Origin of the sequence: Collinsella sp. CLA-ER-H9 (genome assembly GCF_040092295.1) — a bacterium.
Lineage (GTDB): Bacteria > Actinomycetota > Coriobacteriia > Coriobacteriales > Coriobacteriaceae > Collinsella.
Window position 1 is genome coordinate 21,596 of sequence record NZ_JBBNLV010000005.1, and the last position, 24,587, is coordinate 46,182.

The window sequence follows — 24,587 nt, forward strand, 5'->3', positions numbered from 1 at the left end:
CTCAAGCCGTCGCTCGCGTACCAAAGTACGCTTCGCTCCTCTTTCGCACCACCTTGCCACGGCAGCTGCCCGCTCGCTGACGTTGGATTGACCGACGATCGGGCCGCTGTCCTTAGGATTACTAGCAATTCATTTGAAGGAGTTTGCACCATGAAGTTCTTTATCGATACCGCCAACCTTGACGAGATCGCCGAGGCCAAGAGCTGGGGCTGCCTTGCCGGCGTCACCACCAACCCGTCCCTGTACGCCAAGACCGGCGGCAAGCTTGCAGACTTTGAGCCTCACATGCTCAAGATCGCCGAGCTTTGCGAGGGACTGCCCGTGTCCGCCGAGTCCACCGCGACCACTGCCGAGGGCATGATCGAGGAGGGCAAGCGCCTTGCCGCCCTGGCTCCCAACATCGTGGTTAAGCTTCCCGTGTGCGAGGCCGGCCTCGCAGCCTGCCGCGCCCTGGCCGATGCAGGCGTGCGCGTCAACATGACGCTTGTTTTCTCGCCGACGCAGGCCCTTATGGCCGCCAATGCCGGTGCCCGCTACATCAGCCCGTTTGTCGGCCGCTTTGACGACATCGCCGAGGACGGCATCTCGCAGCTCGACAATGTCGTGACCTGCATCAAGAACTATGACTGGACCGGCAAGAACGTCGACGACACCGTCGAGATTATCACCGCTTCGGTCCGCACGCCCAACCACGTGACCCAGGCGGCTCTTCTTGGTGCCGACATCGCGACCGTGCCCATGGCCGCTCTCAAGAAGTGCCTGCATCACCCGCTGACCGACCAGGGCCTTGCCTCGTTCGAGGCCGACTGGAAAAAGGTCGTCGAGGCACAGTAACGATGGTTCTGCCGGCCCAGCATTTGTTATGCCGGGCCGGCGTGCTCAAGAGAGGAAACTTCATGACCGATCAGGAACTGGCCAAGATTGCCAATGAGGTTCGCCGCGGTATTGTCACGGGTGTCCACGCCGCCAAGTCGGGGCATCCGGGTGGATCGCTTGGCGCCGCCGACATTATGACCTACCTCTACTTTGAGGAAATGGATGTCGACCCGGCGAATCCGAGCCGCGCCGAGCGCGATCGCTTTGTGCTCTCCAAGGGACATTGCGCTCCGGCACTCTATGCCGTGCTCGCCGAGCGCGGGTTCTTTCCCAAGGAAGAGCTCGAGACGCTCCGTCATATCGGCAGCCGCCTGCAGGGCCATCCCAATATGAATGACACGCCGGGCGTCGACATGTCTACCGGATCGCTCGGTCAGGGTATCTCCGCCGCGGTTGGAATGGCACTCGCCGCAAAGCACTGGGGTGACAGCTACCGCGTCTACACGCTGTTGGGCGACGGTGAGTGCGAGGAGGGCCAGGTGTGGGAGGCGGCAATGTTCGCCGGCAACCACGACCTGGATAACCTTGTCGCTATCGTCGATCACAATGGCCTGCAAATTGACGGCAGTATCGATGAAGTCAACTCGGCTATGCCGCTTGCCGACAAGTTCCGCGCCTTTAAGTGGCATGTGATCGAGCTTGCCGACGGTAACGACATGGCGCAGATTGCAGCCGCCTTTGCCGAGGCCCGCAAAGTGAGCGACTCGCCCGTGGCCATTATCGCCGAGACGGTGAAGGGCAAGGGCGTCTCCTTTATGGAAAACCAGGTGGGTTGGCACGGCAAGGCACCCAACGATGAACAGTTTGAGCAGGCCATGGCCGAGCTCGCAGCAGCAGGGGAGGAGCTCTAATGGCAGACGTCAAGAAAGTCGCCACGCGCGTTAGCTATGGCGAGGCACTTGTCGAGCTGGGCAATGAGCGCGATGACTTTGTGGTTCTCGATGCCGACCTGGCCGCCGCAACGCAGACCGGTAAGTTTAAGGCTGCGCATCCTGAGCGCTTCTACGATGCCGGCATTGCCGAGAGCAACTTGATGGGGCTCGCCGCCGGCATTGCGACCACGGGTCACGTCGCCTTTGCGAGCACATTTGCCATGTTCGCCGCCGGCCGCGCGTACGAACAAGTGCGTAATTCCATCGGCTATCCGCACCTCAACGTCAAAATCGGCGCCACGCATGCGGGTATATCGGTCGGTGAAGACGGCGCAACGCATCAGTGCTGCGAGGACATCGCGCTCATGCGCACGATCCCGGGTATGACGGTGATCGTTCCCGCCGATGACATCGAGGCTCGCGCTTGCGTGCGCGCCGCCTATGAGTTTGAGGGACCGGTCTACATGCGCTTCGGCCGCCTGGCAACACCGGTCATCAACGACTGCGAGGACTATGAGTTCAAGATTGGTCGCGGCGTGGTCGTGCGCGAGGGGTCCGATGTGACCATCGTCGCTTGTGGCCTCATGGTCGCCGAGGCGCTTGAGGCTGCCGAGGCGCTCGCTGCCGATGGTATCGACGCCGAGGTCATCAACATGCACACGATCAAGCCGCTTGATGAGCGCCTGGTGGTTGCCAGCGCCAAGAAGACTGGTCGCGTGGTCACCGCCGAGGAGCATTCGATTATCGGCGGTCTTGGCGAGGCCGTGGCCTCGGTGCTCGCGGAGCAGCAACCAGTGCCGATGCGTCGCGTCGGCGTGCGCGATGTGTACGGTGAATCCGGTCCTGCGGTCGATTTGCTGCACAAGTACGGTTTGGACGCCGACGGCATCGAAGCCGCGGTCAGGTCCGTGTTGTAAGGAAGGCTTTCCATGGGGTTTGTATCTGCCAACCAAGTGACGATTGGCTACGCTGCCGCCTCGCGCGAGGACGCGCTGCATTATCTGTCCGAGCAGGCTGTTGAGCTTGGTTTTGCCGATGACGCATCTGCTGTAGAGGCGGCTTTTATTGCTCGCGAAAACGAGGCCGAGACTGGCCTCGTCGCCGGTTTTGCCGTTCCGCATGCCAAGAGCGATGCGATCCATACGCCGGGCGTGGCCGTGCTCAAGCTGTCCGAGCCTGTTGAGTGGCCGAGCTTTGATGGCGTGCCCGTCGATGTGGCGCTCGCGCTGTACGTGCCCGCCGGCGAAGCGGGAACCACGCACCTGCGTCTGCTCTCCAAGGCCGCCGTGATGCTGATGGATGCCGGCTTCCGTGACAAGGTGCGCGAAAGCACCGATCCTGTCGAGATTGCCGAGCTCATCAACGCCGGGCTTGAGGGTTAGAACGGGCTCTCCGTTCCATTAATCGATCCTTCTCCAAGGAAAAGGGCCGCGACGCTATAGACGTCGCGGCCCTGTCTGCGTTTCCCCAGATAAAACCTGGCAAAATAAACCTGTCCCTTTTTAGCAGGTTAATCAGTCTAGCGGGAGACGCCGCAGGACGTTTGCTCGTCAGAATGCGTAAGATGCGGGGCAAACGCTGCTGATGAGGTTGTACCGTATAGGCTGGAAAAGCGGCACGCTTTTTGCTGAGAACAACGCGAGAGAGAAGGCTCCATGTCCGACATTATCCGTATAAGCGACGCGCGGCTCGAGGAGCTTATCGCCGAGGATGTCCCCTATATCGATCTTACGACGCATATCCTGGGAATCGGTGAGGCGCTCGGTGCGATGGAGTATTACACACGCGAGAACTGTGTGCTTTGTTGCACGGAGGAGGTTGCGCGTATGGCCACTATGCTGAACTTGACGGTCGAGTGGTTTGAGCCCTCGGGAACCAAGGTTGAAGCCGGGCAATCTTTTATGCGCGTACGCGGTTCGGCCGCCAATTTGCATCTGCTATGGAAAGTCGGCCTAAATATGTTCGATCACTACTCGGCTGTGGCAACCAAGACGCGCAAAATGGTCGACGCTGCGCATGCGGCCAATCCCATGTGCGAGGTGCTGACGACGCGAAAGAGCACGCCGGGCAATAGAGATCTGCTGACCAAGGCGGTCGTTGCGGGCGGAGCGTTTCCGCATCGCATGGGTCTTTCTGAGACCGTGCTGGTGTTCGACAACCATACCAGGTTTATGACAGCGCCTTCTGGAGCGACGGGACTCGATGCGTTTATTGAGCTTCTGCCCCAGATTCGTCGACGCTGCATCGAGAAAAAGCTGTTTGTCGAGGCGGGCGCCGATGATGCTCGCAGGCTGGTGAAGGCGGGCGTCGACGGTATTCAGTTCGACAAAGTGTCGGTTGCCGAGCTGGGGCCGCTCGTCGAGGAGCTGCATGGAATCGACCCTCATGTGGCCCTGGTTGCAGCGGGCGGGATTCATCCCGACAACGCTGCCGAATACGCGTCGACCGGTGTTGATGGCCTCGTGACTACGTCCTGCTTCACGGCGAATCCCGTCGACATGAGCGTCAAGATGTTCGTCTAGCACGTCGCCGCGCGTTTGCCCGGGCAAACGCGCCCAATAATAAAACCGTTTCTTTCTTTGCGGGTCCATGCTCGCAAAACGCAGTTGCGGTGGAATAGTTCCTGTTGGGGCCCGATGGGCCGCAAAACAGGAACTATTCCACCGCAACTTATTGGGATGCAGGTTACTGGTTCATGTTGCCGTGGATGTAGGGGGTGACCTCGGGTGAGATATGGCAGTAGCTCGACATGCGCACACCGGGCTCTTCCTGAAGCCCCTTTGCAGGTGCGGTAGTGTCTGAAAGCAGAAACGCTTCTCACCGCTGGACACTCGACCGAAAACCATGGTCCTACCGAGCGCTCGTTATGAGACTCCCATCTATATAGCGAACGTGCAATATGATATATACGTTATATACAAGTTTATAACGTGCAGTAGATTTGCGGTAACGCAAGCCGATGAAGGGGTCGATATGATCAAAGCTGTTATTTTTGACATGGATGGAACGCTGATCGATACCGAGCGTTTGGACATGAAGGCGTGGAAGGTGGGTGCTGCCGAGCTGGGTATCGAGATTGATGACGCGTTGACGCATCAGTTTATCGGCCGTTCGAATGCCGATGTTAAGGGCATCCTTGAGGCGCATTACGGCAAGGGCGAAACCGCCGACGCGATTTATGCCCGCAACATTGAGCTTCACACCGAGATGGCCAAGACCGACCTGGAGCTTAAGGCCGGTGCCGCCGAGTGCCTAGACGAGCTGCTGGCCGCGGGCTATCACGTGGGCCTTGCGACGTCGTCGCGCCGCGTTGCGGCCGAGCGCAATCTTAAAACGGTCGGCCTCTTTGACAAGTTCGAAACGGTGACCTTCGGCGAGGATGTCGCGCACGGCAAGCCCGACCCCGAGATCTACCTGCTCGCCTGCGAGCGCGCGGGCTTTGCCCCCGAGGAATGCGCTGTGGTCGAGGATTCGCGCAACGGCTGCGTCTCGGGCATCACGGCCGGCTGCCATGTCTTTGCCGTTCCCGATATCTTGCCGCTGCCGCAGGACGTGGTGGACGGCTGCGAGGCCGTACTTGATACGCTCTTTGAGCTGCCGGCGGTAGTTAAGGCGGTGCGTTAAAGGCATGCACTGAGGTTGATGGCGGTGGATTCGGCGTGGTCCTGCTTGCGTTTCCCCAGATAAAACCTGCCAAAATAAACCTGTCCCTTTTTGGCAGGTTGGCGGGGCGATGCCCGCCAAACGAAGTTGCGGTTGGGATGTGTACGCTTTAAAGAGCGGAGCCCATGGTTAGAGAGATGCGCTCGTCTCTCTAAACGTCTCTCTAAAGAGAAAGTCGGTTAGAGAGATGGCTTTAGGTAATCTAGCAGTGAATTCGATACATCTCTCTAAATTTCTCTCTAAAAGAAGGTGCTCATCTCTCTAAAGTTAGAGAGATATACTAAGCTTTAGAGAGATAAATCTATTGTTTTAGAGAGACGGAATGCCAATGCTGTTGGATGAACCTCTTGGCCTTATCGTTGAGCGCCTTCGCAGGCGGGGGACCGATGACGCATCGGTAGAAGTTAAAGCCTGCACGAATAAATTGAGTGCAGACGTATGGGAGACAGTGAGTGCTTTTGCGAACACTGCGGGCGGGCTCATTATTTTGGGCCTGAACGAAGCCGAAGGATTTGTTCCTTCTGCCAACTTTGCTATCGACAGGGTGCGCGACCAGTTTGTTTCGGGTATCGGAGACGGAGGCTCAGCGGCGGCGGTGACCCATGCGCCGCGGTATGAGCTTGATCGAGGCGAGGTCGACGGGCTCCAGGTACTTCTGGTGCGCATCTTTGAACTTGAGCTCAAAGCGAAGCCATGCTATATCGGCGCGCGCGGCGTGCAGAACGGTAGCTACAAGCGCGTGGATGATAAAGATATCAAGATGTCGCCCGCTGAGCTATATGAGCTACAGAGTGCGTTGCTTCCGAGTGATGCAGACGGTACGGTGGTTTCGGAGGCAACAGTCGAGGATTTGGATCCGGATGTCGTGCGGTCCATTATCGCAAATCGCCGGCTGCAGACCCCGCGCGTTTTGCGCGGAGCCGATACGCTGGAAAAGCAGCTGGCCAGACTCAATATCACTACAAAGGATGGGGATGTGAAGCTCGCGGGACTTCTGTCGGCGGGAATTTACCCCCAGCAGTTCTATCCCAAGCTGATGATCGATGTCGCCGTTCATTCCGATGTGGAAAAATCTGCTCCTGGGCAACCCCGGTTTATTGACCGCCAGTTGTGCGATGGCCCGATTCCGGCTTGCATCGAAGATGCCCTCGCTGCGATCGGACGAAACTTGCGCAAAGCGGCGATAGTGCGAGGCGCTGGTAGAAGGGAAGATTGGGAAGTACCCCAGGAGGTTTTGCGCGAGGCCTTGGCGAATGCCTGCATCCATCGAGAGTATTCGCCCATGTTTGTGGGGCAGGCTGTGAGCGTCGATATCTACCCAGACAGAATAGAGATCAAAAACCCCGGCGGGCTTTGGGGCGGAAAGACGGTGGACAATCTTGCGGACGGGGAATCGCGCTGCCGAAACCCAAAGCTCATGAGTCTGATGGGGGCGACGCCGTTAGAGCATGCTGAGGGGGCTGTTGCGGAAAGTCAGGGATCTGGCATCCCGGCTATGATTCGCGAGATGGAGTCTCGTTCGCTTGGCAGGCCGAAATTTATCGTTAAGGCCGATTCGTTTACGGTGCTGCTTTCCCGGCACGGGGCGGAGCTTGCTGAAAACCGCATGTGGATTCAGGGCCATGTGGACACCGAACTGACGCATCGCGAGGAAACATTACTCATGTTTATGCGGGAGCATGGGTGCGTATGCGATGTTCAAAAAATACGAGAGGCCTTGAAGTGGGATTCGGATGACATTCGCCTGATCTGCGGGGACCTTGTCGATAAACATGTCCTGTCAAAATGTGGCAAAGACACGTTTGAAATTATCGATATGAGCAGAGAATCGTCAGCTTCGACGGCGGATAGGATCCTGGAGGCTCTCAGCGCCGGAATGGATATGACGGCGCGAGAAATAGCGGTTGCATCGGGGGTCAAGATTTCGTCCGTCCGTTACCATCTGCCAAAAATGGCGGATAAAGGACTCATTGAAGTAATGGGTTCATCGACGAGCCGCAACCGCCGCTATCGGAAGAGGTAGATGCAGCCGAGTCGCCTCTCTAGTGTCTCTCGAAGTTGGATGGGTGCTAGAGGGGCGATTGTCTTGCGATATTTCTCCAGATAAAACCTGCCAAAATAAACCTGTCCCTTTTTGGCAGGTTGTAAAACGGCGTAACTTAAAGGTTCATGTTGCCGTGGATGTAGGGGGTGACCTCGGGGGAGATATGGCCGCAGCCTAGGTTGCGCAGGGCAGATTCGATGGCGGCGGGAAGCGGGGCCTTGCCCTCGTCGTTGACCGCGGTGCTGCCGAGGGCGGCGATCTTGGCGACGTCTGCCGGTGCGGCCTCGATATGCATGCAGCCGCCGACGAGGCGTGCGCGGACCTGGTCCAGGCCAAGGTCGTGCAGGTAGTCCTCACAGGCGCGGATTGCATCGACCTTCTCGCGCGTGAGCTCCTCGCCCGTGGGGACACGCGTGGCCAGGCAGGCTCCTGCAGGCAGGTTCCAAACGGGATAGCCCCAGGCGCGCAGCAGCTCGCGCTCTTCGTCCTTGGTAAAGCCGACCTCCATGAGGGGCGAGCGCACGCCGAGCTCCTGGGCGGCGCGCATGCCGGGGCGGTAGTCGCCGCGGTCGCTTGCGTTGCTGCCGTCGATGACGGTGGGAAAACCCAGCGACCTGGCGTGGTTGACGATGGCGGTAAAGCCGGCGCGCTTGCAGTGGTAGCAGCGGTCGGCGTCGTTGCAGGCTACCTGGGGGAGCTGCAGTTGATCGACCGAGAGGTTGAGCACGGGGAGCTTAAAATGCGGCCCCTCATCGGCCTGCCCGTCAATCGCCCGCTCAAACGAAGCCTGCTCGGGCGTGCCGATGAGCGGCGTAGTGAGGTGAACAAGAAGCGTGCTGGCGGGCATGATGCGGGCGCAGACCGCGGCTAAAAAGCTGCTGTCGACGCCGCCGGAAAAGCCGATGGCGACGCGTCCGTATGCCAAAAGCAGCTGCTCGAGCGCTGTGAGTTTGTCCTGAAGCCCCTCTGCAGGTGCGGTGGTGTCTGAAAGCATGAATCGATCCTTGCCGTTGAGTACTCGGTCGAAAACTATAATCCTACCGAGCCGCTTGTCATAAGACTTCTATCTATGTAACGAAAGTGCAATATGCTATATACGTTATATACAAGTTTACAGGTGCGGTAAAGTTGCGGGAGTACAGCAGCGCGAAGCGATGGGGGACCGATATGATCAATGCCGTTATTTTTGACATGGACGGGACGCTGGTCGATACCGAGCGTTTGGGTATCAAGGCGTGGAAGGCGGGCGCGGCCGAGCTGGGATTCGCGATTGATGATGCGCTGATCCATCAGTTTATCGGTCGCACGCTGCCCGATGTCATGGGCATCCTTGAGGAGCATTACGGCAGCAGCGAAACCGCTGAGGCGATCTATCGTCGTCACAAGGAGATTCGCGACGAGATGGTCAAGACCGACCTGGAGCTTAAGGCCGGCGCCGCCGAGTGCCTAGACGAGCTGCTGGCTGCGGGCTATCACGTGGGTCTTGCGACGTCGTCGCGCCATGTTACCGCCGAGCGCAACCTTAAGATGGTCGGCCTCTTTGACAAGTTTGAAATGGTGACCTGCGGCGAGGACGTCGCGCACGGCAAACCCGATCCCGAGATGTACCTGCTCGCCTGCGAGCGCGCGGGCTTTGCTCCCGAGGAGTGCGCCGTGGTCGAGGATTCCCGCAACGGCTGCGTCTCGGGCATCACGGCCGGCTGCCATGTCTTTGCCGTTCCCGATATCGTGCCGCTGCCGCAGGACGTGGTGGACGGCTGCGAGACGGTACTCGATACGCTGTTCGATCTGACGGCCGCGGTCAAGGCCGTGCGCTAGCGTTTGCACGCAAGTCGCCATGCCCCGCGCCCGATCTCGCAGGACGGTGGCGGCAACTATTAGTTTGTGGTTGTCGAGGGCGAGGACGTTGACGGCCCGACTCACCACATGGCTGCCTGCCTGGTCAGCCAGACTGACACGATCCTTAAGGTCGCCAAGATTTTGGAAGCGCCTGTCGAGGTCGTTTGCCGCCAACGGTGACCGCGCGGAGGCACTGTTCTAAAAAATGGAATTGAATCCATTTTTGCAAAGAAGCTAATGAAAAATGGATTACATTCCATAAACATCCGTAGCCGCAGGTCCGGCTAAACGGGGAGGGAACATGGGGCCAGCAAAACGCCGCAGCGGGACTGTTCCCGTTGCGGCGTTTTTTTGTTACAGGTAGGCGCCCAGGTTGATGTCGTTTATTGGGGCCGCGGATGGTCCCGTCGGGTGCTGTTCGGCCTTTTGGGTGCTCACACGTTCGAGCAAGAAGGGGCGCACGAGCTCCTGACGGTTGATGTCCTCGGTGGCCGTGACCGTGGTGATGGTACGCGCGGCGGAGCCGATGCGGACTCGTTTGGTCTTGGCGGCAGGTTTATCCTCGATCTGCTCGATGAGCAGCTGCACGCCCTTGCGGCCGATCTCGTAGCCCGGTGGTGCCACGGTGGTGAGGGGGACCGATCCGCTCCAGGCAAGCGGGTTGCCATCGCAGCCGGCAACAAGAATCTGGCCGGGGACAGAGATGCCTTTGTCGGTCAGCGCCGAGATAACGCCCGAGGCCAATACGTCAGTCAGGCCGATGACAAAATCGGGGCGCTCGTCAGTAGGACGCTCGGCAATCTGGGCACCGATGCTGTAGCCGTCGGCTGCGGTATTCCACTCGCCGGCGTCAATGACTTCGATCTTGATGTCGGGATGTAGCGCGAGCGCCTTATGAATGCCAAGGACGCGCAGGGTGAGTTGCATAAATGCTGCTCTACCCACAACGGTGATATGGTGTGCGCCACGGGCGATGGCGAGTTCGGCAATGATGCGACCCTGGGCCTCGTTGTCGGCCGCTACGTAGTAGCCGGGCTCGGAGCAATGGATGTCCAGGTGGACGATCGGCACGGGCATCTTGGTCATGGCGGGGTGCCAGTCGGGGGATGCCATGGGCTGAACCATGACGCCGGACATCTGGGTGCCCATAAAATAGCGCAGGTAATGGTCCTCGAGAATATCGTCGTTATCGGCGTTAGCGATGAGCAGGTCGTAGCCGTGCTTGCGGGCCTCGTTGTGGGCGCCGCTGGCGATTTGGAGCGAAAAGCCGTGATCGAGACGGGGGAGCACCAGGCCAAAGGACTTGGTGGCGCCGCCCGCAAGCTGACGAGCGCTTTGGTTGGGCAGGTAGCCCAGTCGATTGATGGTTTCGTTAATGAGCTTGAGGGTCTCGGGACGCAGCTTTTCGGGGTGGTTGAGCGCGTTGGAAACCGTGCCCAGCGAAACCCCGGCTTCGCGCGCGACGTCGCTGATTTTAACCTTTGCCATAGCGGCCCCTTTGATGCGTTTCAAGTACAAGCCAGATTGTAGCATCGCCCGCCCTTGAGGTGTCAAAACCTGCCAATTAGGGACAGGTTTATTTTGGCAGGTTTTATCTGGGAAAACGCCGTTGCCAGCGCGACTACCACGAAGGGGACAGGTGCCTTTGTGGTGGTTTGAGCTGCCCGGGCCTTCAATTGTCTCGATCTGTAACATCTGGACGGCAAAACCGGCTCTACCTGTTACAGATTGAGACATAGTGCAGGGGCCGAACCGTAATGTCTCGGTCTGTAACACTAAGCCGGCTTATTGCGGCCCAGATGTTACAGATCGAGATTATTCGCCGGGACAGAGCGCCGCCCCGGTCCAAATCACCACAAATGAACTGCGTCCCGAATCTTGGCCTTCTTTATTAGAAGCGAACACTAGGACGCTTTCAATAGCCGTTTCCGAAACTCCACCGGGGTGAGGCCGCCGAGCGCCACCTGGCGACGCCTCGTGTTCCAATGCACGACGTAGGCGTCGAGGTCCCTCTTGAAGGACTCGAAGTCGGCCCACTCGACGCCCCTGAAGAACTCGTCCTTGAGATGCCCGAACACCTGCTCCGTCGCCCCGTTGTCTAGGCAGTTGCCCTTTCTCGACATGCTCTGCCTGGCGCCGTGCCTCCTGAGCTCGCCGGTCCACCTAGGGTGCTGGTACTGCCATCCCATGTCGCTGTGGACGATCGGCGAGGCCCCGGCCGGCATCCTCGCGAACAGGCGCCTGAGCACCTCCTCCTGCTGGGCCATGTCCGGGCTCGTCGACACCGACCAGGAGACGATCTCCTTCGTGCAGAAGTCGTAGACCGGGGCGAAGTACGCCTTGCCCCAGGGCTGCCTGAATTCCGTGACGTCGGTCCCGAGCTTCTCCCACGGGGCGCCCGCGCGAAAGTCACGCGCTATCAGGTTGTCGAACCTCTCGCCGACCGGACCGCGGTAGGAGCTGTAGCGATGGTAGTCGGTCTCCCGGCGGATGCCGCAGCGGATGCCGAGCTCCCGCATCATCTTGAGGACCGTCTTGTCCGCTATCCTCGCGCCCAGCTCGGCCCTCAGGCACATCGCTATCTGGCGGTGGCCGCACCCGTTCGCCGTCCTCGAGAAGATCTCGCGCACGGCCTCCCGGAGCTCTGGCCGGGTCGCTCTCGGCGGGTGCGCTACGGCATAGTGGTAGCTCGACGGCGCGAGCCGCGCGGCCGCGAGCAGGTCGCATAGGCGGTGGTGCCCTGAAAGGGAGGCTACGACCTGGGCTTTCTCCCAGTTTGAGAGCTCTTCTCCGCTTTCAGGGCTATCGATTTTTTTAGATACGCCACCTGGGCCTCGAGTTTGCGCACGCGCCCCTCGAGCTCCCGCTCGCGCGTCCGCCCCCCCCGGGGCCCTCCGGCCTGCCGCGGCGTCCCGGCTCGAGCGCCTCCGGCCCGCCCTCGCGGTACAGCCTGCACCAGCGGTCGAGCGATGTGGCGGCGGCGATGCCGAAGCGGGCCATCGCCTCCGACCGCGGCATCCCCTCGTCCACGACGGCCCTCGCGACGGCGAGCTTGGTCTCCATGTCGTAGGTCCTGCGGCTCTCGCCCATCCCGATCAGCCCCTTCCTCCCGGTTGCCCGGTACGCGTAGAGCCATTTTCTCACCGCCGGGGCGGGAACGTCGAGCTTCTTGGCCGCGAGTTCGAAGTCGAGGCCGGCCTCGAACAGGTCGGCGGCGCGTGCCCTCATCTCGCGACCGTATCTTGCCTTCTTCCTGCGGGGCATTTCCGATGCCTCCCTTTTCTCGAACCTTAATTTCAAAGTCCAAGAAATGGGATGCAGTTCAAAAGGTGCCTGTCCCCTTTGTGGTGGTGGGGTGTGTGTATCGAGTGGTATTCAAGTTGAGATACCACTTCTGGTATATCAGCTTGCGTTTGTGTGAGTACAATACTCGGACGTTATACGTCTCAGCGCCCGTCGTGCGTGGACGTTTTGCAGTCACGCGAACGAAGGGATTTATCCTATGTGCGGAATTGTCGGCTACACCGGCTCTGATATTGCAAAGAATATTCTGGTCACGGGCCTTAAGCGTATGGAATATCGCGGCTATGACTCCTCGGGCGTCGCGCTCGAGGTGGGCGAGGGCGCCGCGGCTCATCTCGACGTCATCCGCCGCGTGGGCAAGGTCGCGGGCCTGGAGAGCGAGCTTGCCAACATCGACAGCGACGCTACCTGCGGTATCGGTCACACCCGTTGGGCTACCCATGGAAAGCCTTCCGTTGTCAACGCCCATCCCCACACCAGCTGCGATGGTCGTATCGCCATCGTCCACAACGGCATCATCGAGAACTTCGCCGAGCTGCGCGAAGAGCTGGAGGGCCGCGGCCATCACTTTAAGAGCGAGACCGACACCGAAGTCTTCGCGCACTTGATCGAAGAGGCCTATGCCGAGACGAGCGACCTGATGGCTTCCGTGCGCGAGGCCTGCACCCACGTGGTGGGCGCCTATGGCTTGGCCGCTGTGTGCGCCGACGAACCTGGCGTGATAGCCGTTGCCCGCAAGGACTCCCCGATTGTGGTCGGCGTGGGCGAGACCGGCTCCTACGTTGCCTCCGATGTGATCGCGCTTATCGATGCTACCCGCGATGTCGTGGTGCTCGAAGACGGTCAGTTTGCCAAGCTCACGCCCGCGGGCGTCGAGTACACCGACGAGGCCGGCAACGTGATTGAGCCCAAAATCACCCATATCGACTGGGACCTGGACATGGCCGAAAAGGGCGGTTATCCCGACTTTATGCTCAAGGAGATTCACGAGCAGCCTCGCGTCGTGCGCGACACGCTGGTGGGCCGCATGACCCCTGCCGGTGAGCTCGATATCGACGAGCTGGGCCTTTCGCTCGAGGAACTCAACGATATCGACCGCGTATATGTGATTGCCTGCGGCACCAGCTACCATGCCGGACTCATCGCCAAGAACCTTATTGAGGGCTGGGCTCGTATTCCTACCGAGGTTGAGGCGGCAAGCGAGTTCCGCTACCGCAACCCCATCATCACGCCGACGACGCTCGTCGTGGCCGTGTCCCAGTCGGGCGAGACGGCCGACACCCTTGCCGCCATTCGCGATGCGCGCATCAAGGGCGCCAAGGTCTTTGGCATCACCAACGTGGTGGGCAGCCCGGTGGCGCGCGAAAGCGACGGCGTCATCTACACCAAGGCCAACAAGGAGATCGCCGTCGCCTCGACCAAGAGCTTTATCGGTCAGGTCGTGAGCCTCACGCTTTTGGCCCTGCTGCTGGCGCAGGTGAAGTACCGCCTGACCACCAAGCAGACGCGCATGCTGTTCCGCGAGCTTTCCGATACGGCCGAGCAGATCCAGTGGATTCTGGATACGCAGGCCGAGGCTGTGCACGAGGCCGCGCTTGTGTGCAAGGACGCGCAGTCCGCGCTGTTCGTGGGTCGCGGTATGGGTGCCGCCATTTCCTACGAGGGCGCGCTCAAGCTCAAGGAGGTCAGCTACCTGCACGCCGAGGCATATGCTGCTGGCGAGATGAAGCACGGCCCCATCGCGCTGATCGACCCGGGCTTCCCTGTCATCGCGGTGGCAACCAAGAGCGCGACGTACGATAAGACGGTGTCGAACCTCATGGAGTGCAAGGCGCGTGGCGCCAAGGTTATCGTCGTTGCTACCGAGGGCGACGAGGAGATCAACAAGATTGCCGACTGCATCATCCGCGTGCCGGCCGTCCGCGACGTGTTCAGCCCCATCACGGCGAGCGTCCCGCTGCAGCTGCTCGCCCGCGAGGTCGCCATCCTGCGCGGTTGCGACGTTGACCAACCTCGAAACCTCGCTAAGAGCGTTACTGTCGAGTAGTTGGTTCCGCCGTTCTGCCGAACGGCGGACTTGCTGGCGCTGCGCGGGCCGCATTCCCGCCAATCTGACGTTCAATTTCGAGGGCGCGACCAGAAGGTCAGCGCCCTCTCATTTCGCGTCACCTTGGCGCAAATGCGGCCCGCTCGCTGCTGGTGACTGACATCGAGTGCCCCGTTGTCGAAACGCGCCAACAAAAAGGCCCGGCTCCGTTGTGGCGGAGTCGGGCCTTGTTTCATTTGACCAGGTAAAACCTGCCAAAATAAACCTGTCCCTTTTTGGCAGGTTAGCGGAGCTTGCTGGTCTCGAAGTACTTGGGATATTGGTCCAGGACCTCGGTCTGGTTGCGGAACATCATATGTAGGTGCTTACTGACCAAAAAGCTCGCCTCGATGGGGTCGCGACCGGCGATGGCGCGGCGGATTTGCTTGTGCTCGTTAACAGTCTCCTGATTGTCGAGCGTCTGCGTGGCGGCGCGCAGCCAGCGGAAGCGCTCCAGGTCGGCATTGGTCTCCTCGAGCCATGACCACACGGTGCTGCGGCACGCGATGCTAAAGATCATGCGGTGCATGAGGTTGTCGCTTAAAAAGAATCCGATGCGGTCCTCCTCGGCCATGGCCTTTTCCTGCAGCGCGATGGCTCGGTCGAGCTGCTCGATGCCTGCCGAGGTGGCACGGGCGCAGCACTCCACAATTACCTGCTTTTCCAGGTGCTCGCGAATGTAGCAGGCGCTCTCGGCAAGGGTGAGGTTGATGGGTGAGACATAGGTGCCGCTTTGGGGCACGGTGCGCACTAGGCCCTCTTGCGCCAGACGCACCAGTGCCTCGCGCACAGGGGTGCGCCCCATATCCAGGTCGTCGCAAAGCTGCTTGACGCCCAGCTTTTCGCCCGGCTTGTAGTCCAGATAGACGATTTTGCGTCGAATGGTGTGGTAGGACTGGTCCTGTAGGCTCGTTTCCTGCTCGCCGACGTGCATCGATTCTTCCATAGCGCCTCGCAACTGTTCTATCACACTCATATGTCAGTTGTTAATTATGCCGCGAATCAGCTCTCCGCGGTGGGTAATTCGGCTGTTGCCCAAGAACTATTGCGGCATCTTAGTCTGTGTTTGCTCAGGGCTGTGCCCAATGTTGCCGTATCATAAGCCGTCGCAAACGTGAAATAGAAAGAAGGAATCCCATATGCAACTGGCAAATATCGTACGCGAGCGCTGGAAGGGCGTCTTGTTCTGTCTGATCATCGCCATCCCCGCGACGTTGCTCGGCAAACAGATTGAGGTGGTCGGCGGGCCGGTATTTGCCATCCTCCTTGGCATGGTTCTGGCGCTTGTCTTTCCCAAGAATCGCCGCGAACAGCTCGTCGCCGGTGTCACCTATACGTCTAAAAAAGTCTTGCAGTACGCGGTTATCCTGCTTGGCTTTGGCATGAACCTCTCGCAGATTCTGTCCAAGGGCGCCCAGTCGCTGCCGATTATCGTGGCGACGATCTCGACCTCGCTTGTCATCGCCCTCGTGCTCTGCCGCGTTATGAACGTGCCGAGCAAAATCGCGACACTTGTGGGCGTGGGTTCGTCGATTTGCGGCGGTTCGGCCATCGCTGCGACTGCGCCCGTCATCGATGCCGACGATCGCGAGATTGCCCAAGCCATTTCGGTCATCTTCCTGTTTAACGTTATCGCGGCGCTCGTGTTTCCGACGCTCGGCGGCATGCTCGGGCTGACCAACGAGGGCTTTGGCCTGTTTGCCGGCACCGCCATCAACGACACCTCGTCCGTAACGGCTGCGGCGAGTGCCTGGGACAGCATGCATCCCGGCGCCAATGTGCTCGAAAGCGCCACAGTGGTTAAGCTCACCAGGACGCTGGCCATTATTCCCATTACATTGGCTCTCGCATGCTGGCAGATGCATCTGGCGCGCAAGGCCGGCGGCGACGCCAAAAGCACGTTCTCGCTTAAACGTGCGTTTCCCATGTTTGTGTTGTTCTTTGTGCTGGCGAGCGTGATCACCACGGTGCTTCAGCTTCCTGCATCTATTACGGCGCCCATCAAGGAGCTGTCGAAGTTCTTTATTGTGATGGCCATGGCGGCTATTGGCTTTAATACCGATATCGTCGAGCTGGTCAAAAAGGGCGGCAAACCTATCGCATTGGGCTTTTGCTGCTGGATTGGCATTGCATGCATGAGTTTGGGAATGCAGCACGTGCTGGGAATCTGGTAGAGAAGTAGCTGATTTGCGTGTTGCGTGCTGGCGAGCGCATTCTCACGGTGGAGCGATAGGAGCTCTTGCGGGTATGGCTTGTCCGCAGGTTGATAGGTCCCGAAGAGCTCTTATCGCCCCGCCAGGATGGCGATGCGGGGCAATTCATATACTCGCAGGACGGCGACTTTTGCCCTATAGTGTTTGGTGAGTAATATCGTTCAATTTTGAAACACTCGGTCGTGCGACCGTCGGCGGTTGCACGTCGCCGCGGACAGGGACAAATCATGGATAGCGATGCCAAGCTGCAGATTCTGATTGAGGCATTGTCCGCAGCCGGAGCATCGGCGCTGGCAATCGACGAGCGCGGTGGCGTTGTGATCTCGACTATGAGTGACGCGGCGCTCGAGCAGGATATCGCTGCTTTTGTTTCCGAGCGTCTCGCTCGCGTGGGCGATGGGGCGCGCCTGGTGATGGGCCACGAGGGCGTGCGGTTGAGCTTGACGGTGCGCCCGACGGCCAAGGAGCGCGGAGCGCTTTGGGTGGTCGTGGCGCATGAGGTGCGCGCCGCTGCGACGCATGCGGGCATCGAGTGGCTCAATGCCGACGAAGTCGAGGCTCGCTACGCGTCGAGCACGTACGGCATCGTCGAAGACGCGGCGGCGGTCGCTGTCCCCGTACGGGAGAGCTATGCGCGTGGGGTGCCCCTTATGCTCGAGGGCGAGCTGGGCGCGGGGCAGGATCAGATTGCAAGACGCCTGTACCTGGATGGACCCTATGCCGATCAGCCCTTTGTGTCCGTTGCGCTCGATGAGCTTACGGATCGCGGCTGGCGCCATCTGCTCAAAAGTTCCGAATCGCCGCTATTCCAAACGGGGCTGACACTTTGTATGGGCGGCTGGCATGCTGTTGGCCCCCAACGTCTGCGCGAGCTCGTGTCCGCAATGATCGACACGGCGCTCGCAACTCGTTGCCATGTGGTGTTGACGGCAAACGATATGCCGGGCGGCGGCGAAAGCGATCAGGCTGCTTTTGTAACCGAGCGTCTGGCCTGTGCCGTGAGTGTGGCGCCGGCGATTGCCGAGCAGGGCGGCGCGTCGGAAAAGGTTGCGCGCTATCTGGGGTATCTGGCAGATATGTTTAAGACGGGTGCCCCCATGTTGTCCGCCGCCGCGGCAGAGACGCTCGATGCGTACCGTTGGCCCCGCAATTACCTGCAGCTGCGTGAAGTCTCTGAACGACTCTATATATTAGTGGGGGCTGGAACGGTGGAGCGTGCCGTGGCGAAAGAGGTGCTTGCCCAGGAGGACGTTATCAAGACCGCGACCTTTGGCGCCCCGGCGCTCGAAAGCGATTTGTACATCTTGCGTCCCCTGGCCGATACCGAGCGCGATGTCGCACGGTTGGTTCTGCAGCACCTTCACGGCAACAGGACACGTGCGGCAGAGGTGCTCGGTATAAGCCGCACGACTTTATGGCGCCTGCTGAAGGACAACGACCGCTGAGCGAGGCGCCGTGACCGCGTGCGGCGCGTGTGATACAGTCCAAAGAAGCATTGTTTCGATTGTGTTACGGCGTGCGGGGGAGTATGGCGGAGACTTCAAAAACGAACCGAACAAAGCGAAGTGCGGCGCCGGTCGGCCGGCGTACGACTTCGCGGACGTGGGGCAAAAGCGCCTCGGGGTTCGACGGCTCGTTCAAGCGCACAAAATATGGCTATCCTTCGGCAAGCGCTCGCTTGGCCATGCAGGCCGAGTCCTCGTTGTGGGGACGAAGGCGCGTGGTGGGCTCAAAGCTCAAGCACGATGGAACGCTTGGCTACATTAGCCGCGGTGCTGCCCGCCGTAGCGGCCTCAATCCTGCAGGCTGGCATCGTTACGTGCCGATCGTGGTCGTTGCCGCGATAATCGTCATCGCGCTCGCGGCGCTCGGATATGCCGGCGACGGCGCGAGTCTGGGCGCGATGTTCAAATCGCCTGAACTTGCGCATGCTGGCACGGAGCTTGTTGAAGGCGCACAAGACCAGACGGGTGTGGCGCCCCAGCGCGGTATGGTCGCAGCTGCTGCCACCATTGCCGATGCTCAAAAGGACGAAGGCGGGCAAAGCGACGACGCCGATGCGAGTCAGACGAGCGAAACGGCAACAACTCCATCGGCAAGATAAGTTGCGAGTGGGGCAGCAAATATGGGACGGGGCCTTTCAGCGGGTCCGCCGTTCGTTAGAACGGCGGAACATACACCACGTTTTCGCGGCGGGGCTTGGCCTCGGGAAGCGTGCCCTCGGCATAGCCCAGGATGCAGTTGCCAACACCGCGCAGGCTTCCGTCGGCGGACAGACCCCAGCTGGCCAGCAGCTCCAGGCCCTCGGGCGAATCGAAAACCTCGTGGGCGCGATGAATCCAGCATGAATCAACGCCCAGCGCATAGGCTGCGTTGAGCAGGTTGCCCATGGCGAGCGAGCCGTCTTCCAGGTGCGTGGGCACGCTGCGGTCGACCAGCACCACCACAACGGTCTTGGCGCCGTAGAAGGGATCTCCCTCTCTGCCCATAACTTGGGCGTTGAGCTGCGAGAGGCGCTCGACGGTTGCGGGGTCGGTGACGGCGACGAACGTGACCGGCTGGCGTCCCATGCCGCTCGGCGCGTACTGGCCGGCTTCGATAATGCGTGCGAGCTTCTCGGCCTCGACAGGGCGATCGCTGTATTTGCGGCAGCTGCGGCGGTGGATGAGTGCTTCGATGGTCTCCATGGGTCCTCCTGACGTTGGTTTCGATGCCTCGTTCTTACCCGCCGAACCAAAACCGTAATCGCGTAGTCGGCCCCAAACAACGCAAGCTACCAAGTGGAAAAGTTGGTTTGCATAAAACTTCAGCCAGAATGTGACAAACCGGTGGGATGGTTAAACGTTTTATCCCGTCTACCCTGCGGTTTTTTACCACTTGCCTAAATGATGCGCGCATAAGCTCTGATAAAGGTTTTACTAAAGGAGCACCAACGTTTATCAACGCGCCATGGTGGCGCCGGGCCAGGAGGTAACTATCATGTTCCAGGCTGGAGATGTCGTCGAGACCGACTTCGAAGGATTTCTGAAGCTGCTGCGTTCCAAGACGCGCGCTTTCGTGTCGATCAATGATCACGAGTACTACATCACGCACACCGATGGCTATTGGCGTGTTCAGGATTGCGAGGCCCTCAACGATAAGGGCCACTTTACTGACTGCTCCGAGCTGGTCAACACGGTCTGCGAGGTCGTCGAGCTGCCGTGGATCTGCGGCAAGAGCCTGCACGATAGCTTCTCGGGCGCCACGGTCTACGAGGCCGTTGCTGCCTAACGGCCAACAACTGATATTCTCTCGCAACCGCCGGCGCCGCCCCCGCGCCGGCGGTCTTTTTTGTCGATATGCTTATGTAGAGCCGACCATAAACAACGAGCGTATTGACGATAGTCAAAACTCGGACTAATGTAGAGATATAAATTGGTCAAAACTCGGACTATCGAATGGTGGGAGAGATGAATAGTGCAGTTAGCCTGGTCGATTTCGACCGGATGCTTAACAGGCTTGACCGTATCTATTCGGAGTTCGCGCGTACCTGCGGTCTTTCGGACTGCGCCTACTGGATGCTCGTCGACACGAGTGCAGCGGGCGGAAGCGTTGCCGTGAGTCGGCTGACGAGTGAATGGTTCTACAGCAAACAGACCATCAATTCGGCGATCAAGACGCTTAGGGCGCGAGGGCTTGCGACGTTGGAGTTTGCCGAGGGCAGTCGTAAGAACAAGGTTGTGCGATTGACCGAAGAAGGCGTGCGGTTTGCCAAGCGCTACGCGTTACCGGCGCAAAAAGCCGAGCAACAGGCATTCGAAGCGCTCGAGCCGTGGGAACAGCGCGAGATCATGCGCCTGGTCGGTAAATTCTCCCATGTTCTGAACGAAGAGTGCGAGGCATTTAAACGGCAAGTGGCCGCCGAGAACGAGGCTGACGATAAGGGCGAGGGGGACACATGCGACTCTTAATGAGGTTTATGAGGCCGTACCGCGGTCTGATTGCGGTGACGCTGTTTGCGGTGCTGATAGATAACGTCGGTACGCTGTTGGTTCCCACGATGCTGGCGAACATGGTCAACACCGGTATTACCACGGGCGATGTCGACTATATTTTACGTAACGGCCTGTACATGCTTATCGCGACCGGCATGGCCAGCGGCGGCACGGTGCTGGGCTGCTATCTTTCGGCGCGCCTGGCCGCCAACGTGGCCTGCGATATCCGCAATGCCGTGTACGACAAGTCGCTCGAGCTGTCCGCCAGCGACTTTGAGCGCTTTGGCACGGGTTCGATGATCACACGCTCGCTCAACGACATCAACGTGATTCAGCAAGCTGTCCTTCAGACGATTCAGCTGGTGTTGCCGGTGCCATTCTTGGCCGTGGCAGGCATCATTTTTGCTTGGTTCATCGATCCCGCCATGGGCACGCTGCTGGGCGTGGTGGTTGCGATCGTGCTGGTGGCGGCGGTCTTTACGGTGGCTAACGCCGCGCCGATTTTTATGCGCCTGCAGAGCTTTATCGACCGCATGAACGTGGTGCTGCGCGAGAACATCGTGGGCGTGCGCGTCATCCGCGCATTTAACAAGGAGCGCCACGAGGAGCAGCGCCTGGACGAGGTGTTTAGCGATTACGCGGCCAACGCCATCAAGGTCAACCACCTGTTTGTGGGCCTCGACAGCTCCAGCTTCTTTTTGATGAACATCGCCGAGGTGGCGGTGCTGTGGGTGGGCGGCAACCGCGTGGGCGTCCACGCCATGCAAATCGGCAGCATTTCGGCCGTGTTGGAATACGCGATCCTGATTCTTTTCTTTGTGATGATGGCGCAGATGGTGATTCTGACGCTTCCGCGCGCCGCGGCGTGCCTCAACCGTGCGCAGCGGGTGCTCGAAATCGAGCCGAGCATCGTGGACGGCAAGGCTACGCTGGGCGACGGGGCGCCTGAGTCCGCAGACGGAGCCGACGCGGTCGCCGTGTTCGATCATATGTCGTTTCGTTTTGACGACGCCGACGAGGACACGCTGTGCAATCTGAGCTTTACCTGTCGCCGCGGTCAGACGACCGCGATCGTCGGCTCGACGGGCTCGGGCAAATCGACGGTGGCCAAGCTCCTGCTGCGCTTCCACGATGCCACCAAGGGCGCCATTCGCCTGGACGGCGTTGATCTGCACGACCTTTCGCAAGACGAGATTCGCGGGCGCATTGCCTATGTGCCGCAAAAGGCATGGCTGTTCTCGGGCACCGTAGCAAGCAATCTGCGCTTTGGCAACGAAGACGCGACTGAGGCCGACATGCTTCATGCGCTCCGGGTTGCCCAGAGCACCTTTGTGCTCGATCAGCCGCAGGGGCTCGATACCCCGGTGGCGCAGGGCGGCACGAACTTTTCGGGCGGCCAGCGCCAGCGTCTGGCCATCGCCCGTGCGCTCATGAAGCATGCCGATCTATATATCTTCGATGACAGTTTCTCGGCCCTGGACTTTAAGACCGATGCCGCCCTGCGCCATGCGTTGCAAGACGAGACGCGTGACGCTGCGGTGCTCATCATCGCGCAGCGTATCTCGACCATTCTGCATGCCGACCAGATCGTGGTGCTCAGGGATGGCGAGGTCGTGGGCCTAGGCACGCACGACGAGCTCATGGAAACCTGCGAGGTGTACCGTGCTATCGCGGAATCGCAGATGAAGGGAGGTGAGTAGCATGACCGAGGAGCTCAAGAAGCAGGGCATCGCCGATGGCGCCGCGGATGCAGAGACAGTTGAGGAGACGGGCGCCACGCCCGACCTGGACGAAGCCGCCAAGGCGGCGGAGCGCGAGGCTCGTCGCCAGGCACTCTATGAGGAAAATGAGCGCGCCGAGGACGAGCGCGCCCGCGCCGAGGCGGAGCGCATGCGCGACGTTGACGACGAGGATGAGGACGAGACACCCCGCGACACCTGGGCGACGGTGCGCCGCCTGTGGAGCGAGGCTGCCGGCGACCACTGGCGCTTCTATATCGTGTTCGCGAGCATTGTGTTCTATGCCATCTTTAACACCGCCGCGCCGGCATACAGCGCCCGCGTGATCGATGAGCTGTGGGGCCACATTCAGGTGGCGTTTGCCAACGACACCACCTTCAACATCACCTGGGAGAACTGCGGCAGGACCATCTTCATCTACTTTATGATCTGGACGGCCGCTGCCTCGTTCTACGCACTCCAGAGCTTTTTGATGTCGAGCGTGGCCGAACGCCTCAACCTGCTCCTACGCAACCGCATCGCACAAAAGCTCAACCGTCTGCCGCTTGCCTTCTTTGACGCGCATCGTCCCGGTGAGGTCGTCAGCCGTGCGACCAACGACTTGGACAAGATGTCCGAGAGCATGCAGCGCGGCTTGCTGCAGCTTCTGGTGTCGATCGGTACCGTGGTGGGCGCTGTGAGCGTGATGTTCGTGTTTAGCGTGCCGCTCACGCTCGTCTTTTTGTTCTTTACGGCGTTGTCGCTGTTGGTGACCAAGGTGGTCTCGCGCCGCACGCATGACGTAACCGGTGAGCGCCAGGAGTGGGTGTCAAGGATTACGAGCGCGGTTGAGGAAGGCTACTCGGGCCGTCTGGTGATTCGCGCGTTTAACCGCGAGCGCCAAAGTTCTGCCGAGGTACACCAGGCCTCGGGCGAGCTGGCACGCGTGAGTGCCAAGGCCGACTTCATGATTAACGCCGTCGGCCCCGCGGTGCGCTTTATCGGCCGCCTGGCACAGATCGTGATTGCGATTGTGGGCTGCAGTATGCTGGTTGCCGGCCACATGACCGTCGGCGTGTTCCAGGCGTTCTTCCAGTTTATCTACGAGGCATCTGAGCCCATGACGCAGCTGTCGTTTACCTTCAACTCGCTGCAGAGCGCGCTGGCGAGTGCGGAGCGCGTGTTCGACCTGCTCGATGAACCCGAGATGGAGGCGGATCCGCAGCCGGGCGAGGCCGCCAGGCTGCCGGGTCGCGTTGAGGGCCGTGTCGCTTTTGAGCATGTACGCTTTGGCTACGCGCCCGACAAGCCGCTCATGCGCGACGTGTCGTTTACCGCCGAGCCGGGCCAGAAGATCGCCGTGGTGGGAACCACGGGCGCGGGCAAAACCACGCTCATCAACCTGCTCATGCGCTTCTACGAGATTGACGGCGGGCGCATTACGCTCGACGGCGTGGACACGAGCCGCATGGATCGTGGCGAGCTGCGCCAGCAGTTTGGCATGGTGTTGCAGGATGCCTGGCTGTTCGACGGAACGATTGCCGAGAATATCGCCTATGGCTGCCCCGAGGCGACGCGCGAGGAGATCGTGGCGGCCGCACGCGCCGCGCAGGTCGACTTCTTTGTGCGCACCATGCCGCAGGGCTATGACACGCGCGTGGCCAACGATGCCGAGAGCATTAGCCAGGGTCAGCGCCAGCTGCTGACCATTGCGCGCGTGCTGCTCAACAACCCGGCGATTCTCATCCTGGACGAGGCGACGTCGAGTGTGGACACGCGCACCGAGCTCGCCATCGGCCGCGCCATGGACGCGCTCATGCGTGGGCGTACGAGCTTTGTGATCGCGCACCGTCTGTCGACGATCGTAGATGCCGACCTGATCTTGGTCATGGATCACGGCAACATTATCGAGCAGGGTACGCATAAGGAGCTGCTGGCTGCCGAGGGTGCCTACGCCGACCTCTATCTGAGTCAGTTCGCATAATGTGACAAAGGGACA

At 60.1% G+C, this 24,587-nt stretch carries 22 protein-coding genes; 16 read left to right on the plus strand and 6 right to left on the minus strand.

Annotated features, from left to right (window positions below; genetic code table 11):
- Positions 1-150 precede the first annotated feature (150 nt).
- From fsa to AAAX73_RS04620, 7 genes are all read left to right on the plus strand, one after another.
- Positions 151-834, plus strand: coding sequence for a fructose-6-phosphate aldolase (gene fsa / locus AAAX73_RS04590; protein WP_117757862.1), 684 nt, complete (start codon positions 151-153; stop codon positions 832-834).
- Positions 835-896: 62 nt separating this feature from the next.
- Positions 897-1,727: a transketolase gene (locus AAAX73_RS04595; protein WP_349125164.1), complete on the plus strand. Its 831-nt coding sequence runs from the start codon at positions 897-899 to the stop codon at positions 1,725-1,727.
- Positions 1,727-2,665 carry a transketolase family protein gene (locus AAAX73_RS04600; protein ID WP_349125165.1) on the plus strand — a complete coding sequence of 313 codons (939 nt, stop codon included), beginning with the start codon at positions 1,727-1,729 and terminating at the stop codon, positions 2,663-2,665. The genes AAAX73_RS04595 and AAAX73_RS04600 overlap by 1 nt, the downstream gene beginning before the upstream one ends.
- Positions 2,666-2,677: 12 nt before the next feature.
- On the plus strand, positions 2,678-3,130 hold the full coding sequence (locus AAAX73_RS04605; RefSeq protein ID WP_349125166.1) for a PTS sugar transporter subunit IIA: 453 nt from the start codon (positions 2,678-2,680) through the stop codon (positions 3,128-3,130).
- Positions 3,131-3,403: 273 nt separating this feature from the next.
- The gene (gene modD, locus AAAX73_RS04610) at positions 3,404-4,270 is read left to right on the plus strand and encodes a ModD protein (RefSeq protein ID WP_349125167.1); all 867 of its coding nucleotides are present in this window, start codon (positions 3,404-3,406) and stop codon (positions 4,268-4,270) included.
- Between the two features lie 451 nt (positions 4,271-4,721).
- A complete protein-coding gene (locus tag AAAX73_RS04615) occupies positions 4,722-5,372 on the plus strand; it encodes an HAD family phosphatase (RefSeq protein ID WP_349125168.1) in 651 nt (216 codons plus the stop codon).
- A 367-nt stretch (positions 5,373-5,739) separates the two neighbouring features.
- Positions 5,740-7,434, plus strand: coding sequence for an ATP-binding protein (locus tag AAAX73_RS04620; RefSeq protein ID WP_349125169.1), 1,695 nt, complete (start codon positions 5,740-5,742; stop codon positions 7,432-7,434).
- A 136-nt stretch (positions 7,435-7,570) separates the two neighbouring features.
- Here AAAX73_RS04620 and AAAX73_RS04625 read toward each other — a convergent pair whose 3' ends face one another.
- A complete protein-coding gene (locus AAAX73_RS04625; RefSeq protein ID WP_349125170.1) occupies positions 7,571-8,449 on the minus strand; it encodes an ATP-dependent sacrificial sulfur transferase LarE in 879 nt (292 codons plus the stop codon).
- Between the two features lie 173 nt (positions 8,450-8,622).
- On the opposite strand from AAAX73_RS04625, the gene AAAX73_RS04630 reads away from it, so the two are divergent.
- Entirely contained in the window at positions 8,623-9,273 is a 651-nt protein-coding gene (locus tag AAAX73_RS04630) for an HAD family phosphatase (protein WP_349125171.1), read from the plus strand.
- Positions 9,274-9,648: 375 nt separating this feature from the next.
- Here the strand turns inward: AAAX73_RS04630 and AAAX73_RS04635 are convergent, their stop codons facing one another.
- The 3 genes from AAAX73_RS04635 to AAAX73_RS04645 form a co-directional block, all read right to left on the minus strand.
- Positions 9,649-10,782: a LacI family DNA-binding transcriptional regulator gene (locus AAAX73_RS04635; RefSeq protein WP_349125172.1), complete on the minus strand. Its 1,134-nt coding sequence runs from the start codon at positions 10,780-10,782 to the stop codon at positions 9,649-9,651.
- Between the two features lie 416 nt (positions 10,783-11,198).
- A complete protein-coding gene (locus tag AAAX73_RS04640) occupies positions 11,199-12,104 on the minus strand; it encodes an IS3 family transposase (RefSeq protein WP_349125233.1) in 906 nt (301 codons plus the stop codon).
- 4 nt (positions 12,105-12,108) lie between these two features.
- Positions 12,109-12,558: a helix-turn-helix domain-containing protein gene (locus AAAX73_RS04645; RefSeq protein ID WP_349125173.1), complete on the minus strand. Its 450-nt coding sequence runs from the start codon at positions 12,556-12,558 to the stop codon at positions 12,109-12,111.
- A gap of 238 nt (positions 12,559-12,796) precedes the next feature.
- Between AAAX73_RS04645 and glmS the strand changes: the two genes are divergently transcribed.
- Entirely contained in the window at positions 12,797-14,644 is a 1,848-nt protein-coding gene (gene glmS / locus AAAX73_RS04650) for a glutamine--fructose-6-phosphate transaminase (isomerizing) (protein WP_349125174.1), read from the plus strand.
- Between the two features lie 283 nt (positions 14,645-14,927).
- Here the strand turns inward: glmS and AAAX73_RS04655 are convergent, their stop codons facing one another.
- The gene (locus AAAX73_RS04655) at positions 14,928-15,629 is read right to left on the minus strand and encodes a GntR family transcriptional regulator (RefSeq protein WP_349125175.1); all 702 of its coding nucleotides are present in this window, start codon (positions 15,627-15,629) and stop codon (positions 14,928-14,930) included.
- A gap of 193 nt (positions 15,630-15,822) precedes the next feature.
- Here AAAX73_RS04655 and AAAX73_RS04660 point away from each other — a divergent pair, with 193 nt between their 5' ends.
- The 3 genes from AAAX73_RS04660 to AAAX73_RS04670 all read left to right on the plus strand — a co-directional run bounded on the left by AAAX73_RS04660 (position 15,823) and on the right by AAAX73_RS04670 (position 19,000).
- Positions 15,823-16,857: a YeiH family protein gene (locus tag AAAX73_RS04660; protein WP_349125176.1), complete on the plus strand. Its 1,035-nt coding sequence runs from the start codon at positions 15,823-15,825 to the stop codon at positions 16,855-16,857.
- 266 nt (positions 16,858-17,123) lie between these two features.
- Positions 17,124-18,341, plus strand: coding sequence for a helix-turn-helix domain-containing protein (locus AAAX73_RS04665; RefSeq protein WP_118081714.1), 1,218 nt, complete (start codon positions 17,124-17,126; stop codon positions 18,339-18,341).
- A 278-nt stretch (positions 18,342-18,619) separates the two neighbouring features.
- Complete coding sequence (locus AAAX73_RS04670) at positions 18,620-19,000, plus strand: hypothetical protein (protein ID WP_118081712.1); 381 nt, start codon at positions 18,620-18,622, stop codon at positions 18,998-19,000.
- Between the two features lie 55 nt (positions 19,001-19,055).
- Here AAAX73_RS04670 and AAAX73_RS04675 read toward each other — a convergent pair whose 3' ends face one another.
- Positions 19,056-19,583, minus strand: a complete 528-nt coding sequence (locus AAAX73_RS04675) for a nitroreductase family protein (protein WP_118081710.1) — start codon at positions 19,581-19,583, stop codon at positions 19,056-19,058.
- Between the two features lie 292 nt (positions 19,584-19,875).
- Here AAAX73_RS04675 and AAAX73_RS04680 point away from each other — a divergent pair, with 292 nt between their 5' ends.
- From AAAX73_RS04680 to AAAX73_RS04695, 4 genes are all read left to right on the plus strand, one after another.
- Positions 19,876-20,166, plus strand: coding sequence for a CDP-alcohol phosphatidyltransferase (locus tag AAAX73_RS04680; RefSeq protein ID WP_118260475.1), 291 nt, complete (start codon positions 19,876-19,878; stop codon positions 20,164-20,166).
- Positions 20,167-20,345: 179 nt separating this feature from the next.
- The gene (locus tag AAAX73_RS04685) at positions 20,346-20,846 is read left to right on the plus strand and encodes a MarR family winged helix-turn-helix transcriptional regulator (RefSeq protein ID WP_349125177.1); all 501 of its coding nucleotides are present in this window, start codon (positions 20,346-20,348) and stop codon (positions 20,844-20,846) included.
- A gap of 8 nt (positions 20,847-20,854) precedes the next feature.
- Positions 20,855-22,570 carry an ABC transporter ATP-binding protein gene (locus tag AAAX73_RS04690; RefSeq protein WP_349125178.1) on the plus strand — a complete coding sequence of 572 codons (1,716 nt, stop codon included), beginning with the start codon at positions 20,855-20,857 and terminating at the stop codon, positions 22,568-22,570.
- Position 22,571: 1 nt separating this feature from the next.
- Positions 22,572-24,572: an ABC transporter ATP-binding protein gene (locus tag AAAX73_RS04695; RefSeq protein ID WP_349125179.1), complete on the plus strand. Its 2,001-nt coding sequence runs from the start codon at positions 22,572-22,574 to the stop codon at positions 24,570-24,572.
- The last annotated feature ends 15 nt before the right edge of the window (positions 24,573-24,587 follow it).

What these genes read in the sequence shown, in the direction of transcription:
- AAAX73_RS04675 (WP_118081710.1), bottom strand. Translation starts at nt 19,583, where the DNA reads ATGGAGACCATCGAAGCACTCATCCACCGCCGCAGCTGCCGCAAATAC.
- AAAX73_RS04680 (WP_118260475.1), top strand. Translation starts at nt 19,876, where the DNA reads ATGTTCCAGGCTGGAGATGTCGTCGAGACCGACTTCGAAGGATTTCTG.
- modD (WP_349125167.1), top strand. Translation starts at nt 3,404, where the DNA reads ATGTCCGACATTATCCGTATAAGCGACGCGCGGCTCGAGGAGCTTATC.
- AAAX73_RS04595 (WP_349125164.1), top strand. Translation starts at nt 897, where the DNA reads ATGACCGATCAGGAACTGGCCAAGATTGCCAATGAGGTTCGCCGCGGT.
- glmS (WP_349125174.1), top strand. Translation starts at nt 12,797, where the DNA reads ATGTGCGGAATTGTCGGCTACACCGGCTCTGATATTGCAAAGAATATT.
- AAAX73_RS04655 (WP_349125175.1), bottom strand. Translation starts at nt 15,629, where the DNA reads ATGGAAGAATCGATGCACGTCGGCGAGCAGGAAACGAGCCTACAGGAC.
- AAAX73_RS04620 (WP_349125169.1), top strand. Translation starts at nt 5,740, where the DNA reads ATGCTGTTGGATGAACCTCTTGGCCTTATCGTTGAGCGCCTTCGCAGG.
- AAAX73_RS04635 (WP_349125172.1), bottom strand. Translation starts at nt 10,782, where the DNA reads ATGGCAAAGGTTAAAATCAGCGACGTCGCGCGCGAAGCCGGGGTTTCG.
- AAAX73_RS04600 (WP_349125165.1), top strand. Translation starts at nt 1,727, where the DNA reads ATGGCAGACGTCAAGAAAGTCGCCACGCGCGTTAGCTATGGCGAGGCA.
- AAAX73_RS04605 (WP_349125166.1), top strand. Translation starts at nt 2,678, where the DNA reads ATGGGGTTTGTATCTGCCAACCAAGTGACGATTGGCTACGCTGCCGCC.
- AAAX73_RS04630 (WP_349125171.1), top strand. Translation starts at nt 8,623, where the DNA reads ATGATCAATGCCGTTATTTTTGACATGGACGGGACGCTGGTCGATACC.
- AAAX73_RS04625 (WP_349125170.1), bottom strand. Translation starts at nt 8,449, where the DNA reads ATGCTTTCAGACACCACCGCACCTGCAGAGGGGCTTCAGGACAAACTC.
- AAAX73_RS04645 (WP_349125173.1), bottom strand. Translation starts at nt 12,558, where the DNA reads ATGCCCCGCAGGAAGAAGGCAAGATACGGTCGCGAGATGAGGGCACGC.
- AAAX73_RS04665 (WP_118081714.1), top strand. Translation starts at nt 17,124, where the DNA reads ATGGATAGCGATGCCAAGCTGCAGATTCTGATTGAGGCATTGTCCGCA.
- AAAX73_RS04615 (WP_349125168.1), top strand. Translation starts at nt 4,722, where the DNA reads ATGATCAAAGCTGTTATTTTTGACATGGATGGAACGCTGATCGATACC.
- AAAX73_RS04695 (WP_349125179.1), top strand. Translation starts at nt 22,572, where the DNA reads ATGACCGAGGAGCTCAAGAAGCAGGGCATCGCCGATGGCGCCGCGGAT.
- fsa (WP_117757862.1), top strand. Translation starts at nt 151, where the DNA reads ATGAAGTTCTTTATCGATACCGCCAACCTTGACGAGATCGCCGAGGCC.
- AAAX73_RS04690 (WP_349125178.1), top strand. Translation starts at nt 20,855, where the DNA reads ATGAGGCCGTACCGCGGTCTGATTGCGGTGACGCTGTTTGCGGTGCTG.
- AAAX73_RS04685 (WP_349125177.1), top strand. Translation starts at nt 20,346, where the DNA reads ATGAATAGTGCAGTTAGCCTGGTCGATTTCGACCGGATGCTTAACAGG.
- AAAX73_RS04660 (WP_349125176.1), top strand. Translation starts at nt 15,823, where the DNA reads ATGCAACTGGCAAATATCGTACGCGAGCGCTGGAAGGGCGTCTTGTTC.